We start from the raw sequence: 14,911 nt of genomic DNA on the forward strand, positions 1-14,911 counted from the left end.
TTTCTTCCACGGCTTAATTCTCCCGCCAGCGGTCGGCGGCTTCCGCCCTGGCCTGATCGAGGTCGGCATCGTTGCGGATCGTGCGCGGCACAAGCACGCGCGGCTCGATCGAGACCGGTTCGTAGACGACGCGCTTCTGCTCGGGGTCGTAGCGAACCTCGACGTTGCCGATGAGCGGGAAGTCCTTGCGGAACGGGTGGCCGACGAAACCGTAGTCGGTAAGGATGCGGCGAAGGTCCGGATGGCCTTCGAAGATGATGCCGTAGAGATCGAACGCTTCGCGCTCGAACCAGTCGGCGCCCGGCCAGATGGAGGTGACCGAGGGCACGACGGGGAACGCGTCGTCTTCGCAGAACACGCGCACGCGGATGCGCTGGTTCAGTTCGATCGACAGCAGGTGGATCACGGCGGTGAAGCGACGCGGCTGCTCGACGTTGCGCGGACGGTCCGCCCACGTGAAGCGACCGATGGCCTCACCTTCGACGCCGCGCGAGAAGCTCTCGCCGTGCGCCGTGTCGGTGTCCCATTCGGTCTGGCCGTAGCTGAGGTAGTCGACGCCGCAGGTGTCGATGTAGACGGTGAAACGGAAGCCCGCCTCGTCGCGCAGCGCGGTGGCTACGGCGATGAGGTCGCGCGGGGCGACCTCGGCGGTGACTTCGTTGCGCTCGACCTTGACGGTGAGCATGTCGCCAAAACGCGCGGCGAGGCGTTCGACCAGCGAGGTCTCGTTGTTAACGCTCATGAGGCAGCCCTGTTAGCGCGCGATCGTGTGGGTGCGACGGATCTTCGCCTGCAACTGCAGGATGCCGTGGATCAGCGCTTCGGCCGTCGGCGGGCAACCCGGGACGTAGATGTCGACCGGAACGATGCGGTCACAACCACGCACCACCGAATAGGAATAGTGGTAGTAGCCACCGCCGTTGGCGCACGAGCCCATCGAGATGACCCACTTCGGCTCGGGCATCTGGTCGTAGACCTTGCGCAGCGCGGGGGCCATCTTGTTGACCAGCGTGCCGGCCACGATCATCACGTCGGACTGGCGGGGGCTGGGACGGAACACGACGCCGAAGCGGTCGAGGTCGAGGCGCGCCGCACCGGCGTGCATCATTTCCACCGCGCAGCAGGCCAGGCCGAAGGTCATCGGCCACATGGAACCCGTGCGGGCCCAGTTCATCAGCGCGTCGACGCTGGTGACGCCGAAACCGCGCTGCGGCAGTGGTGCGTCGCCATTCGGACGGATGATGTCGTCGACGAGGTTGAGCGGCGCCGGGTTGTGCATCACCCGGTCAATGGTGGTCATCACTCCCATTCGAGCGCTCCCTTCTTCCAGACGTAAGCGAAACCGACCACGAGCAGCGCGAGGAACAGCGCCATCTCGATCAGCGCGATGGCGCCGATCTTGTCGAACACCACCGCCCACGGAAACAGGAAGGCGATTTCGAGGTCGAAGATGATGAAGAGGATGGCGATCAGGTAGTAGCGCACGTCGAACTTCATGCGCGCGTCCTCGAAGGCCTCGAAGCCGCACTCGTACGGCGAGAGCTTTTCGGCGTCGGGGCGACGGGGGCCGGCGAGCATGCCGAGCACCATCAGGACGATGCCGAGGCCGGTGGCCACGGCGATGAACAACAGGACGGGCCAATATTGGGCAAGCACGATGCTGCGTACCTCCGCGCTTCGCTGGGCGCATCAGTGACCGTCGACGGGGACGAGCGGTCCGGCTAGGGGCGCCGAAGTTTTTTTCGAATCGATCCAAATGGGCCGATCCGCATCGACGCGACAAGCGCGCCAACGACTTCGGAGATCCTCAATCTCACGTTGGGGAACCGATCTATTGTACCAGTGCGTGCAGGTATGACGACAAGTCTTAATGGGAGAAAAACCTGCATCTAATTGGTGCAAATGCGAGTGCTTCCCATCGCGATCTCCCGGCATCCCGCCGGGACCGCCACGTACGCGTCACATCGTCTGGGTCGGCCGCTCGGAGGTGAGCGAGCCCGCGAGCAGGCCCTCGATCCGCTGCCGGGCCGCCTCGCTTTCGGACGACTCGTTGAACTGGATGCCGACGCCGGCCGTGCGATTTCCCTGAGCCCCTACCGGCGTGATCCAGACGACCTTGCCGGCGACGGACAGGCGCTCGCTCTCGTCGATCAGGGTGACCAGGAGGGCCACCTCGTCGCCGAGGTTGTAGCGCTGGGCGGTGGGCGCGAACAGGCCGCCGTTCTTGAGGAACGGCATGTACGAGATGTACAGGGAGTTCACGTCCTTGATTTTCAACAACAGGATGCCCTGTCGCGGCGAGGGTGCGGAGGCGTTCATCGGGGTATCCCCTTCAATTGCCCCGCATCCTAGCTAGGCCGGCTCCCGGGCCACAAGCCCGGCGGCCGCGTCATCGCGACACGTCCAGCCGTAGCGGTCATGGATCCAGGGCGTGGAGAGGTCCGCCGTGAGCTTGACGAAGGCCGGGCCGGGCACATCGCGCAAGGCCAGCCACCAGGCGCCGTCCCGGCGCGCCAGCGGCGCCTTGCGCCACGGCCACACCACGCTGCCCTGCCCGTCGGCCAGCACGAGGCGCAGGCGGGAGCGGGCCAGGACGCCGGGATGCCAGGGCAACCGCAGGCTGCCTCGCCCCGTCGCCTCCGGAGGCGCGCCGAACCGTTCCGGCCGCGCGGCCAGGGCCAGCATCCGGCGCTCGCTCAACACCATCTGCGTGCGGTGCTCGCGCATGGCCGCAATACGAATGGCCTCGGCATCCGCGGTGTCGAAGGTGACCGCGTCCTCCGCCAGCGCGGGACCGTGCACCATGTAGGTCAGGATCCGCGCCTCGCTACCCGCCTCCCAGGCGGCAAGACGAACCAGGACATGGGCGGCGCCATGATCCGGGTGGGAATCGGCGATATCCGGGAGGGCGATCAGGTTCGGGCGCACGCGGGCGATGACCTGGCGGATGGCCTCGACGGCCGGCCCGTGCCGGAAACGCAGCTCACCCGTCAGCCCCATGTCCGGCCAGCCGAGCGCATGCAACCGGCTCTCGTCCACGCCCAGCCGCCCCAGCGCCGCCAGGACCTCACCACGACGACGATGCCCCCAGCGCGCCCTGTCGGCCGCCCGGACCCACAGTCGCCGCTCGGCCCAGCGCTGCGGCCAGGGGTTGTTGTCGCCATCGGTAAGAAGCAGGACATCGACGGTGCCCTCGGCCGAAAGTACCTGCCGGACCAGCGCACCGGACGACAGGGTCTCGTCGTCCGGGTGGGGTGCGACGACAAGCAGCCGGGTGTCGGCATCGATGATCGGAGCGGCAGTCACGAGCGGACCTTCATGGAGGGACGGGTCCGAATAGCGCCGGTATCGCGGTCAAGAAGACGTCAACGCCATGCGGCGATCAGTTCGAGCAGGACCAGGTCGGCGCGCAACGGGCCGCGCAAGGCTTCACGCGCCCGGTTGGCGCGCCCGTACCAGGCGTCGAGTTCCTCGTCGTCCAGTCGGCTTTCCAGCGGCGACGCCGCGCCTGCGGCACGGGAGCGGAGTTCGTCCGTGGCCGCCTGCGCGGCGAACCAGAGGTAGCGCTGCGGATCGGCCGCCTGCCAACGCTTGATGACCTCCATCGCGTCGCCGCGACCGGCGGCGAGCGCCTTGAGGTCCTGGCGCACTTCGGTGCGCTGCTTGAGGGCGCCATCGGTGGCCCAGGCCCGAGCCATGCCGGGATTGCCGCCCGCGGCCTCCAGTGCGAGCACCGGATCGGGCACGCTGAGCGAGCGCAGCCACGCCAGGGAGGCCTCGCGCGACGGCACCATGAAATCAATGCGCTGGCAGCGACTGCGGATCGTGGCAGGCAGGCGGGCCGGCTCGTCGGCCACGAGGATCAGCAGGGTCGCCGGGGTCGGCTCCTCCAGCGTCTTCAGCAGGGCGTTGGCCGCCGCCGCGTTCATCGCGTCGGCCGGGTCGATGGTGGCGATCTGCCAGCCGCCGAACTGGCTGGCCATGGCCAGGCGCTGGGACAGTTCGCGGATCTGGTCGACCACGATCTCGCTGCGGGTGACGCCGTCCTTGCGCAGACCGAAGGAGAGCGCAATGACGTCGGGATGGGTGCCCGCGTCCACCAGGTGGCAGCTGCGACAGGTGCCGCAGGCTTCGCCCTCCTCCGTCGGGCGCTGGCAGAGCAGCCCCTTGACGAAGGCGGCCAGGAATTCGCGCTTGCCCAGTCCGGCCGGACCGGCCAGCAACAGGGCGTGCGGCAAGGCGTCACGTTGGCGGCGCGACTGCAAGCGCGTCCAGGCGTCGGCGTGCCACGGCCGCGCGATCACGCGGCCAGCCCCTGCGATGGCGTGCGCTTGCCGGTGTCTTCCAGGGCGATCGGTCGGCCTCGCGGGATATCGGTCACTTGCATCGCTTCAGCTGGTAGCAGGCCACGGCCCGGTTGTGTTCGTCGAGGGTAGCGGAGAAGACATGGCTGCCGTCGCCCCGGGCGACGAAGTACAGCTCCTTGCCATCGGCGGGATGCAGCGCCGCCAGGATCGCCGCACGCCCCGGCAGGGCAATGGGTGTCGGCGGCAGGCCGACCCTCGTGTACGTATTGTACGGGGTGTCCGTGGTGAGGTCGCTCTTGTGGATGTTGCCGGTGTAGGCCGCGCCCATGCCGTAGATCACGGTGGGATCGGTCTGCAGCAGCATGCGCTGCTCAAGGCGACGGACGAAGACGCCGGCGATGCGCGGGCGCTCGTCCGCCCTGCCCGTTTCCTTTTCCACGATGGAAGCCAGGATCAGGGCCTCGTACGGCGAGGCCAGGGGAAGATCCTTCGCCCTGCCCGGCCACGCACCGTCGAGCAGCTTGTCCATCGCGCCACGGGCGCGCTTGAGAATGGCCGACTCGCTGTCGCCCTTCACGTAGGCGTAGGTCTCGGGCAGGAAGCGCCCCTCCGGATTCTCACCCTCGGCACCAAGCCGCTTCATCAGCTCGGCGTTGTCGATGTCGGCCACATCGTGGGTCAACGTCGGTACCGCGTCCAGCGCCCGGCGCAGGTCGGCGAAGCTCCATCCGTCCACGATGGTGAAGTAACGCTGCAGGACCTTGCCATGGGCCATGTCGCCGATGAGATCGCGCGGCGTCATGCCCGCACGCAGGGCGTACTCGCCGGCATGCAGTCGACCGGAGGCCTGCATCTGGATGGCGAGCAGGCGCCAATACAGCGGCGAACTGCTCGTGATGCCGCGCGAACGGAGGTCGCGCACGATGTCCTTGAACGAGGTGCCACGCGCCACGTCGATACTTTGCCCCGGGCCGGGCAACGCCATCGGCGTACGCGCGAAACGCGCCCAGTCGTACCAGAGCCAGCTTCCCACGGCGATCGCCGCGACCAGCACCGTCAGCAGGATGACTCGCCAGACGACGAGCCCACGAACCTTGATCACGATTGACTTCCTTCCATCCAGGGCAACGGCAGGCCGATATCGCGCCAGTGCGACTGCAAGGCGCGGGCGACCGGGCCGGGCGACCAGGTGCGACCGGCGAATGCCCGAACGGGAAGGATGCCGCGAACGGCCGACGTGAGGAAGACCTCGTCGGCGACCACGAGGCGGGACAAGGGGATGGCGTCCACCGCCACCTCGCGACAGGCCATGACTTCCGCCCGGGCCACGCCGGCCACGCCGCAGCGATCCACGGCGGGCGTCACGATCTGTCCTTCAAAGACGGCGAACAGGTTGGCCGCCGTGGCGCTGACCAGGTCGCCGCCCAGGTCGCGCATGAGGCCTTCCCCGCGGAACGTGTCGGACCATTCGGCACGGGCCAGCACCTGCTCGAGCCGGTTGAGATGTTTCATGCCCGCCAGCAGCGGCTGCTCACCATAGCGGGTCTCGCAAAGACGCACCGCGATACCTTCCGCGTAGGCGCAGGCGTCCAGCGACAACGGCGAGGCCGCCACGACCAGGGTCTGCCGTGGCGAGGCCGGCAAGGCATAGCCTCGCTCGCCGACTCCACGACTGAGGGTAACGCGGACCACCGCGTCGTCGAAGCCATCGCAGAGACGGATCACCTCGGCGAACAGTCGGCCTTCGTCGGGAACCGACATATGCAGCCGTGCACAGCTGTCACGCAGGCGATTCCGATGGTGCGACCACAACGGCACGCGACCCTCGCGGACACGCAGGGTTTCGAACAGGCCGTCGCCATAGGTGAAACCCCGATCGGCGGGACTCAGCGAGCCACCGTCGATGAAGTCCACCGACCGACGCGTGGTCATGCCGCACCGAACACGCGCAGCAGGCCGCGTGCCTTGGCGCGTGTTTCGTCGAGTTCTTTTTCCGGCACGGAATCCGTGACGATACCGGCACCGGCCCGCAACGACACGGTGCGGCCTTCGGCCGTCAGGGTGCGAATGAGGATGTTGAGATCCATGTCGCCATTGTCATCGAGGTAACCGAACGCGCCGGTATACGCACCGCGCGGCTCGGCCTCGATGTCGCCGATGATCTGCATGCAGCGCACCTTCGGGCAGCCGGTGATGGTGCCACCGGGAAAGGTCGCCGCGATCACGTCACCCGGCGTGACGCCTTCGCGTGCGCGACCGCGCACGTTGGAGACGATGTGGTGCACATGCGCATAGCTTTCCACCACCATTAGCTCGTCGACCTTGACACTACCGGGGACGCATACGCGCCCCAGGTCATTGCGCTCGAGGTCGATCAGCATGACGTGCTCGGCACGTTCCTTCGGATGTGCCGTGAGTTCGCGAATGCGCACCGCGTCGTCGTCGCCCGGTACGCGCGGACGCGTGCCGGCGATGGGGCGGGTCTGCAACACGCCATCGCGCGATTCCACGAGGCGCTCGGGAGACGAACTGACGATGGCCCAGCCGGGTCGTTGCAAAAGCCCGGCGAAGGGCGCGGGATTCGCGTCACGCAAGGCGCGCATCAGCGCTGCGGGTGCGGGCGCCTCGGCAAAATGCGCCTGCCAGCGACGCGACAGGTTCACCTGGAAGACATCGCCTGCACGAAGGTGTTCGTGGATGCGATGCACACCGTCGATGAAACGATCGGGCTCATCCTCGTCCACCGCCAGCGGCGTCGCGAGGGGCAGCTCGGGAAGTGGAATGTCGACATCGGCCTCGAGTCGGTCGAGCCAGTGTGCGTGGCCTTCTTCGGCGATCAGGATCGTTCGGCCCTCGACGTGATCGACGATCGCCGCCGCCGGTGTACGCACCGCATACGCCACAGGGACATCGCCACGACTGGCAGGCAGGCCGAGCGAGGTTTCGATCTGTGCGACCAACTCGTAGGAAAGATAGACGAACCAGCCGCCATGGAACGGCAGACCATCGTCCACGCGCGGACGATGACGGGCCGCCCAACGACGATCGAGCGCGGCGAGGAAATCACCTTTGATCGCCTGCCCCGCTTCGTCGACGAGCGCACCATCGCCACGCAGGGTCAACGACGCATCACCCGCGGCGAACAGGATGTCGAATCGCGATTGCGGCATTCCCGTGACGGCGCTGGCGAGCAACGCGGGATAGCGCTCCGGATACGACGCGGCCGGCGCGAGGAGATCGCGCCGGCCGGCCAGGGTTCGCGTGACGAAAGCCAACGTCAGGCGCGACGGAAGATCAGCGTACCGTTGGTGCCGCCGAAACCGAACGAGTTGGACATGACGACCTGGAGGTCGGCCTTCTCCGCCTTGTTCGGCACGAGGTCCATGCCAAGGGCTGCCACTTCCGGATCGACGTTGTCGAGATTCATCGTCGGCGGAATGACACCGTCGCGCAGCGCCATGATCGAGAAGATGGCTTCAACGCCGCCGGCGGCACCGAGCAGGTGACCGGTCACCGACTTGGTGGAGCTGACCGCGAACTGGCCCTTCTTCGTGGCGTGCTCGCCGAAGACATTGCGGATGGCCTTGGCTTCGCCAAGATCGCCCACCGGCGTCGACGTGCCATGCGCGTTGACGTACTGCACATCTTCCGGCGTGAGGCCGGCATCATGCAGCGCGTTGCGCATGGCCAGTTCGGCACCGTCACCGCTCGGTGCGGTGATGTGGTACGCGTCGCCGCTCATGCCAAAGCCGATGATCTCGGCCAGGATGGTGGCACCGCGCGCCTTCGCGAACTCGTATTCCTCGAGCATGAGCATGCCCGCGCCGTTCGACAGCAGGAAGCCGTCGCGACCGGTATCCCACGGACGGCTGGCGTGCGTCGGATCGTCGTTGCGCGTAGACATCGCCTTGGCCGAGCAGAAGCCTGCCATGGCCGTCGGCGTGGTCGCGAATTCCGCACCGCCTGCCAGCATCGCGTCGGCATCGCCGTACTGGATGAGGCGCATGGCCATGCCGATGTTGTGCGCGGCCGTGGTGCAGGCCGACACGAGGGCGATGTTCGGGCCCTTCATGCCGTGATAGATCGAGAGGTTGCCCGCCACCATGTTGATGATGGAGCTGGGCACGAAGAACGGCGACACCTTGCGGGGGCCCTTGTCGTGCAGCTCGAGCGAGGTTTCCTCGATGGTGTGCAGGCCACCGATACCGGCGCCAGCGGCGACACCGATGCGACCGGCGTTTTCGTCGGTGACCTTCAGGCCCGACTGACGGAACGCATGCGTACCGGCGACGATGCCGTAGTGGATGAACGGATCCATCCGCTTGAAGTCCTTGCCGATGGCACGCCGCTTTTCATCGGTGGCCTCGTCGGCGCCTGCGCCGGTGAAAAAGGCATCGACGGGATCGAAGTCACGGACTTCGCCAGCGATACGCGTCGCGTACTGGTTCCAGTCGACCGTCTTGTCCCCGATCTCGACCGGGCTGATGGGAGCGATACCGCTCACGCCTTCGACAACGTTCTTCCAGGCGGTGGCAAGATCATTGCCGACCGGCGACAGGATGCCCATGCCGGTCACTACCACACGTCGCTTACTCATGCGTTCTCATCCTTCACTTGTTTCCGCGCAACCATACGCGGGCGCAGGTTACGGTATTCGGAAACGAAAACTGCGCCATGACGGCGCAGCTTCCGTGTCGCTCGGAGATCGACGGGAGGCGGCGCCTCCGATCGACAACCATGGGTACGATCAGGCCTTGACGTGAGCCTTGATGTAATCGACAGCCTGCTGGACCGTCGTGATCTTCTCGGCTTCTTCGTCCGGAATCTCGCACTCGAATTCTTCTTCGAGGGCCATCACGAGCTCGACGGTATCGAGCGAGTCGGCGCCCAGATCGTCCACGAACGAGGCGTTCGCGGTGACTTCATCTTCCTTGACGCCCAGCTGTTCAACGACGATCTTCTTGACGCGCTCTTCGATGGTGCTCATGTTGCCTTAACCTCCCGAGGGGAAAATCCGGCGGCATTGTAGTGGCTGAGGCATCGGCCCGCCAACACGCCGCCGTGACGTGGATAACGCCCGGAACGACTGCACCGGGCGCGAAATGACGATTGTCTCTCAAAAATGGGCCGGTGGCGACTCCCCCGACCCTTCTGCCATCACGGCATGTACATGCCGCCGTTGACGTGCAGCGTCTCACCAGTGATGTACTTGGCCGCGGGCGAGGCCAGGAAGGCCACCGCCTCGGCGATGTCCTCGCTCTGGCCCAGGTGGCCCAGGGCAATGCCCGACAGCAGAGCCTGACGCTGCTCTTCGGGCAGCGCACGGGTCATGTCGGTGTCGATGAAGCCCGGTGCCACCACGTTCACGGTGATGCCACGCGAACCGATCTCACGGGCCAGCGATTTCGAGAAGGCGATGATGCCGGCCTTCGCCGCGGCGTAGTTGGCCTGACCCGGGTTACCGGTAACGCCCACCACCGACGCGATGCTGATGATGCGACCCTTGCGGGCCTTCATCATGCCGCGCATGACGGCCTTCGACGCACGGAATACCGAGGTCAGGTTGGTATCCATAATGGCGCTCCAGTCCTCGTCTTTCATGCGCATGAGGAGCTGGTCGCGGGTAATGCCCGCGTTGTTCACAAGGATCGAAACGGCACCGGATTCCTTGCCGATCGCGTCGATGAGGGCATCGATGGATTCACCGTCGGTGACGTTCAGCACACGGCCGTGACCACCGTGGGGAGCGAGACGCTCGCCGATGGCGGCGGCGCCGCTTTCGCTCGTGGCGGTGCCATACACGGTGGCGCCGAGGGAGGCGAGGCGATCGGCGATGGCTGCACCGATGCCACGGCTCGCGCCGGTGACGAGGGCGACTTCACCCTTGAGGGAATGGGTCATGGGGAGGTTCCTTACGGATGAATGGGGTTCAGGCGGCCACGGCGGCGTCGAGCTCGGCGGGCGTGCCGATCGCCTTGGCCTCGACCGACTTGTCGATGCGCTTGATCAGACCGGCCAGCACCTTGCCCGGGCCGCATTCGAAGGCCTGGGTGATGCCATGGGCGGCAAGCGCCTGCACGCATTCGGTCCAGCGCACGGGCAGGTAGAGCTGGCGCTGGAGCGCGGCACGGATGTCCTCCAGGGAGGTGTGCACGGTGGCATCGGCGTTCTGCACGACCGGAATCGAAGGCGTCTGCCAGGCGATGGCGGCCATCTTCTCGCCCAGACGGTCGGCGGCTTCGCGCATGAGCATGCTGTGCGACGGCACGGATACGGCAAGCTTCACGGCCTTCTTCACGCCGAGCTCGGCGAGACGGGCCAGGGCGCGATCTACCGCCTCGGCATGACCCGCGATGACAAGCTGGCCGGGGGAGTTGAAGTTGGCGGGGGCGACGATCTGGCCCTGGGCAACTTCCTCGCAGACCTGGGCGATCTGGGCGTCGTCGCCGCCGAGGATGGCGGCCATCGCACCGACACCCGCCGGCACCGCCGCCTGCATGAGGCGACCGCGCTCGGCCACCAGGCCGGCGGCGTCCTTCAGGGAGAGCGCGCCGGCGGCCACCAGGGCGCTGTACTCACCCAGACTATGGCCGGACAGGTAAGCGGGCAGCTTGCCACCCTGCTTCAGGTAGACGCGCCACACCGCCACGCTGGCGGCCAGCAAGGCCGGCTGCGTGTTCTCGGTGCTGTTGAGCTTTTCCTCGGGACCGTTCTGGCTGATCTCCCAGAGGTCGACGCCCGCCCCTTCCGACGCCTCGTCGAAGGTGGCCTTGACCTCAGGATGGGCGGCGGCGAGTTCGGCAAGCATGCCGACGGACTGCGAGCCCTGGCCGGGGAAGACGATGGCGAGCGAGGCGCTGGTTTGGGACATGCGTGACGGTTCCGGGACTTCAAACCGCGCATGGTGCCAGCAACCCATGGGCGAATGCACCATTCGCGAGGGTTTGGAGACAGGGCCTCACCGGATCGCGCGCAAGCGCGCTCCTACACAACGCAGCCGGGCAGGACCGCGCTTGCGCGCGATCCGGGTGTGCCGGAAACGCAAAACGGCGCGTTGCCGCGCCGTTTTGCAGGATCGTTCCTTGCGGAAGGATCAGTCTTCGACTTCAACCGCACCGCGGGTGTCGATGACCTTCTTGCCACGGTAGTAGCCATCCTTGGTCACGTGGTGACGCAGGTAGACTTCACCGCTGGTCGGGTCGGTCGACAGCTGAACGGTCTTCAGCGCGTCGTGCGAACGGCGCATGCCGCGGGTGGACGGGGTCTTGCGGCTCTTGGCAACGGCCATGGCGAATCTCCAGCGAAATTATTTCTTCATGAGTTCGCGGAGCGCCGCGAACGGGTTTTCGGTCGTTTCCGGCGGGGAGATTTCTTCCTCGTCGGCTCCAGCTATCTCTTCGGGCAACTCGTAGTCCGGATTGACCGGAACCAGGGGCAGCGCCAAAAGCAGTTCGTCTTCGATCGTGGCCAGCGGATCCAGCTTGCCGTCCTGCTCCAGCAGGAGCGGTTCGTAGCCGGGCGGAAGCGATGCCTCCTCGCGCTCTTCGACGATCAGTCCGAGACGGCCATCCAACACCACCGGTAGCGCGAACGGCTCCAGCGAACGTTGACAGACCAGCATGAGCGTCACCCGGGCACGGACCGCCACGTAGGCGACACCGAGTTCGTCCCGGCCGAAATCGAGCTCATAGGTTACGTCACCCTCGGAGGACGCAACCAACTCGCCCAGGCGCTTGAACGCCGACACGGGGAGCTGACCCTGGAACGAACGCCGCGCACGAACTTCGCGCCAAGCGTCCACGGACGATGGCAAAGTCACGGACATAATCGGGAAATGGTAGGCACCAACACCCTTGAAGTCAACCGGTTAGATGCCTTCCGGGGACTTTTGCGCCTCCCGACGCCTTTCGGGCAGACTCTCAGCCCGGGCCGAAGTGTGCCGCAACACGCCCGCGAGGGGGAAGTAGTCGCGTGTTTTCCTTTGTGTATTACGCACTTGCGGCGACGATCCTCGTCGCCTCGGGGTTCTGTGCCTGGGCCTTCCGGCACCAGCGCCATCGGCGTCGACGGGGCGCCCTGCAGGATCTCCACGACCATGCCGACCGATTGGAAGCCGATCTCAAGGACTGCCGCGACCGCCTCCAGCGAGCCCACGCCGTGATGTCCACGCATCCGGAGCTACCGGCCACCGGCGAGGTCGAGGCAAAGCAGGCGGTGGATTCGGGCCTGCGCGCCCTGCTCAGCCAGCGCCTCTGGATCCGCGACCGCGCCCCGCTGGCCAGCCAGCGCGAACTGGACCAGGCCGTGGATGCGCTCGTACGAGCCCGGGAACGTCTCGAACCCCGCCTTCGCGCCCTCGACGATGCCCAGGCGGCGCTCGATACTGCCGTCCGCGAACACATCCATAGGGATTTCTGATCTTGTCCACGCCGCCCATCGTCATCCTCGCCTCCACCTCGCACTATCGCGCGGGCCTGCTTCGCCGCCTCATCGAACGGTTCGAGCAGGCATCACCGGGCACCGAGGAAGACCACCGCGAGGGCGAAGCCCCGGCCACACGCGCCGCGCGGCTGGCCGAGGCAAAAGCCCGGGCGGTCGCGGCACAACGTCCCGGCACCGTGGTGATCGGCTCGGACCAGGTCGCCGACCTCGACGGCACGGTGCTCGACAAGCCGGGCACCGTGCACGCGGCGCATCGCCAGCTTGCCGCGAGTTCCGGTCACGATGTCGTCTTCCATACCGCCGTGTGCGTGATCGACGTACAGGGCGACGCGCTTGTCCACGTCGACGAAACACGGGTCACCTTCCGGCCCCTCTCGCTCGCGGACATCGAGCGTTACGTCGAACGCGAGCGCCCTCTCGACTGCGCGGGCAGCTTCAAGTGCGAAGGCCTGGGCATCGCGCTGTTCGATCGGATCGTCAACGAAGACCCCACCGCCCTCGTCGGCTTGCCGCTCATCGCTACCTCGCGCCTGTTGCGCAAGGCCGGCATCGAACTGCCCTGACCGGACTCAGCGCGTGGACGCCCGCCACGCGGTTGTCCATACGATGCAGTCGTCGGGGTTGCCCATCGGGGCGACCGTCGCTCGCGCCTTCGCCTCGTAGAGCGCCACGCGCCGTCGACCGTCGAAAAGGTCGACGCGCGCCAGGGGCCGCACGATATCCACACGAGAACACAGCGAGCCCAACCAGTCGCGTGTCTCGCGTTCGCGCAGCGCGGTCTCGTCCACGGCAAGCAGTAGCCGTGTTCCCGGTCGCTCGTGCAAGGCCGACTCATCGAGCCGCCAGGTCGCCAACTGTGGCGCACGGCCATGCTTCGTGTTCAACGGGCTGTCCAGGGCGTAGACGGCACGCGGGCCGCCGAGGGCAAAACGCAGCTCCGCGGCGAGCATGAAATTGTCGGCCACGACCAGCGCACCGCTGTCGTGGAGCAATTCGCTACGGACCATGGCCGCGCTTTCGCGCCAACCGGTGAAGTTCGATGGAAAGGCCTTCATCCGCGCCAGCATCGTGGCCCCATCGGCGGAGGCCGCCAGCCCCAGGTAGACGAAACCACCGCAAAGACCCACGAAGGCGATCGCGAATCCCGTCGACGCGACGCGACGCCACGTACGCGCCGATTCGGCCAGTTGCGCCGGTAGTACGGCGCAAAGCAGCAGATAGCCGGGCAACGGCCAGTGCGCACGGAAGCGCAGGTCGTCGGCGAAAAGCCCCAGCAGGAAGTAACCGAGCAGGAAGGTTCCTGCGACAGCGGCCACCAGATCGTACGGTGGCTTGTCTCGGGACACCCACGCACGCCACAGCGACCAGGCCAGCACGATCCACGCAAGCGGCGTACAGGCCACGGCCTGCTCCAGGGGCTGCACGAACGCGTCGGCATGGAAACGCCAGGGATTGCGCTCGACCACCTGGAACGCGACGCCCGCCCCATGCGATTGCAGGTTGTAGACGAGGATAGGTATCAGCCCCAGCGACGCCACGCCGAGCGCGAGCCACAACCCGCCCTGTCGCCAGCAGGTACGCCCCCGGCGCATGACCAGCAGGAAGACCAGGCCCGCGAGCATGGCCATGGCCGCGCGATAGTGCGTCGCCCACGCGAGCGCCAGGCCCACGCCCATCACAATCCAGTCGAGCCACGCATCGCGATCGAGCGCTCTCGCGAAACCTTGCGTCGCCAGGAGGATCGCGAACGTCAGCGGCACGTCGGGCAAGGCCATCACGCCGAGGCTTCCGACAAGCGGCAGGCACATCGCCAGTACGCCCGCCTGCCACCCCGCGAGTTCGCCGCCGTGACCACGCGCGATCGCCCGGACCTGAAAGGGAATCAACGCGCCGATGAGCAGGAACGGCAGGCGCAGGGCGAGAAGCCCATGCCCAAAGACGATGCCGGACGCCCCGATCAGCCAGGCGGTCAACGGCGGCAGGTCGCTGTAGCCCCATGCGGGCGAGAGGCTTTCCTGCCAATAGAAGGCCTCGTCACCAAACGGCGACAGGGTGCATGCGATCACCGAACGGGCGACGAAGGTCACGACGAACAGGATGAGGAATACGCCTCGCCAGGCGCGTTCACGCGCCGCTAAACTCGACCGATCACCCATCGACAG

At 66.7% G+C, this 14,911-nt stretch carries 18 protein-coding genes; 2 read left to right on the top strand and 16 right to left on the bottom strand.

The window, feature by feature from the left end:
* Window positions 1-13: 13 nt before the first annotated feature.
* The 15 genes from GAK28_RS05135 to GAK28_RS05205 form a co-directional block, all read right to left on the bottom strand.
* Window positions 14-742 (bottom strand): NADH-quinone oxidoreductase subunit C, encoded by a 729-nt coding sequence (locus tag GAK28_RS05135; RefSeq protein ID WP_291775923.1) that lies wholly within the window; start codon window positions 740-742, stop codon window positions 14-16.
* Window positions 743-754: 12 nt separating this feature from the next.
* A complete protein-coding gene (locus GAK28_RS05140) occupies window positions 755-1,309 on the bottom strand; it encodes an NADH-quinone oxidoreductase subunit B (protein ID WP_166947079.1) in 555 nt (184 codons plus the stop codon).
* Complete coding sequence (locus GAK28_RS05145) at window positions 1,300-1,656, bottom strand: NADH-quinone oxidoreductase subunit A (RefSeq protein ID WP_291775926.1); 357 nt, start codon at window positions 1,654-1,656, stop codon at window positions 1,300-1,302. Before GAK28_RS05145 ends, GAK28_RS05140 begins: the two co-directional genes overlap by 10 nt.
* A 303-nt stretch (window positions 1,657-1,959) precedes the next feature.
* Window positions 1,960-2,319, bottom strand: coding sequence for a PilZ domain-containing protein (locus tag GAK28_RS05150; protein ID WP_291775928.1), 360 nt, complete (start codon window positions 2,317-2,319; stop codon window positions 1,960-1,962).
* A gap of 33 nt (window positions 2,320-2,352) precedes the next feature.
* Window positions 2,353-3,306: a PIG-L family deacetylase gene (locus GAK28_RS05155; protein ID WP_291775929.1), complete on the bottom strand. Its 954-nt coding sequence runs from the start codon at window positions 3,304-3,306 to the stop codon at window positions 2,353-2,355.
* Between the two features lie 59 nt (window positions 3,307-3,365).
* Entirely contained in the window at window positions 3,366-4,304 is a 939-nt protein-coding gene (gene holB, locus GAK28_RS05160) for a DNA polymerase III subunit delta' (protein WP_291775930.1), read from the bottom strand.
* A gap of 73 nt (window positions 4,305-4,377) precedes the next feature.
* A complete protein-coding gene (gene mltG / locus GAK28_RS05165) occupies window positions 4,378-5,409 on the bottom strand; it encodes an endolytic transglycosylase MltG (RefSeq protein WP_291775931.1) in 1,032 nt (343 codons plus the stop codon).
* Entirely contained in the window at window positions 5,406-6,239 is an 834-nt protein-coding gene (gene pabC / locus GAK28_RS05170) for an aminodeoxychorismate lyase (protein WP_291775932.1), read from the bottom strand. The genes mltG and pabC overlap by 4 nt, the downstream gene beginning before the upstream one ends.
* Window positions 6,236-7,561, bottom strand: a complete 1,326-nt coding sequence (locus GAK28_RS05175; RefSeq protein ID WP_291776035.1) for an aminodeoxychorismate synthase component I — start codon at window positions 7,559-7,561, stop codon at window positions 6,236-6,238. The genes pabC and GAK28_RS05175 overlap by 4 nt, the downstream gene beginning before the upstream one ends.
* Before the next feature lie 23 nt (window positions 7,562-7,584).
* Window positions 7,585-8,904 (bottom strand): beta-ketoacyl-ACP synthase II, encoded by a 1,320-nt coding sequence (gene fabF, locus GAK28_RS05180; RefSeq protein WP_291775933.1) that lies wholly within the window; start codon window positions 8,902-8,904, stop codon window positions 7,585-7,587.
* A gap of 150 nt (window positions 8,905-9,054) precedes the next feature.
* Window positions 9,055-9,294, bottom strand: a complete 240-nt coding sequence (gene acpP / locus GAK28_RS05185) for an acyl carrier protein (RefSeq protein ID WP_045827801.1) — start codon at window positions 9,292-9,294, stop codon at window positions 9,055-9,057.
* A 170-nt stretch (window positions 9,295-9,464) separates the two neighbouring features.
* Entirely contained in the window at window positions 9,465-10,208 is a 744-nt protein-coding gene (gene fabG, locus GAK28_RS05190; RefSeq protein WP_291775935.1) for a 3-oxoacyl-ACP reductase FabG, read from the bottom strand.
* Window positions 10,209-10,236: 28 nt separating this feature from the next.
* Entirely contained in the window at window positions 10,237-11,178 is a 942-nt protein-coding gene (gene fabD / locus GAK28_RS05195; protein WP_291775937.1) for an ACP S-malonyltransferase, read from the bottom strand.
* Window positions 11,179-11,400: 222 nt separating this feature from the next.
* Window positions 11,401-11,595, bottom strand: a complete 195-nt coding sequence (rpmF, locus tag GAK28_RS05200; protein WP_291775939.1) for a 50S ribosomal protein L32 — start codon at window positions 11,593-11,595, stop codon at window positions 11,401-11,403.
* Between the two features lie 18 nt (window positions 11,596-11,613).
* Entirely contained in the window at window positions 11,614-12,132 is a 519-nt protein-coding gene (locus GAK28_RS05205) for a YceD family protein (protein ID WP_291775940.1), read from the bottom strand.
* Window positions 12,133-12,278: 146 nt separating this feature from the next.
* On the opposite strand from GAK28_RS05205, the gene GAK28_RS05210 reads away from it, so the two are divergent.
* Both GAK28_RS05210 and GAK28_RS05215 read left to right on the top strand, forming a co-directional pair.
* Window positions 12,279-12,725, top strand: coding sequence for a hypothetical protein (locus GAK28_RS05210; protein WP_291775941.1), 447 nt, complete (start codon window positions 12,279-12,281; stop codon window positions 12,723-12,725).
* Complete coding sequence (locus GAK28_RS05215; RefSeq protein WP_291776037.1) at window positions 12,722-13,312, top strand: Maf family protein; 591 nt, start codon at window positions 12,722-12,724, stop codon at window positions 13,310-13,312. Before GAK28_RS05210 ends, GAK28_RS05215 begins: the two co-directional genes overlap by 4 nt.
* A gap of 6 nt (window positions 13,313-13,318) precedes the next feature.
* On the opposite strand, the gene GAK28_RS05220 is transcribed toward GAK28_RS05215, so the two are convergent.
* Entirely contained in the window at window positions 13,319-14,905 is a 1,587-nt protein-coding gene (locus GAK28_RS05220) for a glycosyltransferase family 39 protein (protein WP_291775942.1), read from the bottom strand.
* Window positions 14,906-14,911 lie beyond the last annotated feature (6 nt).

The sequence above is a fragment of the Luteibacter sp. genome (genome assembly GCF_009912395.1).
Lineage (GTDB): Bacteria > Pseudomonadota > Gammaproteobacteria > Xanthomonadales > Rhodanobacteraceae > Luteibacter.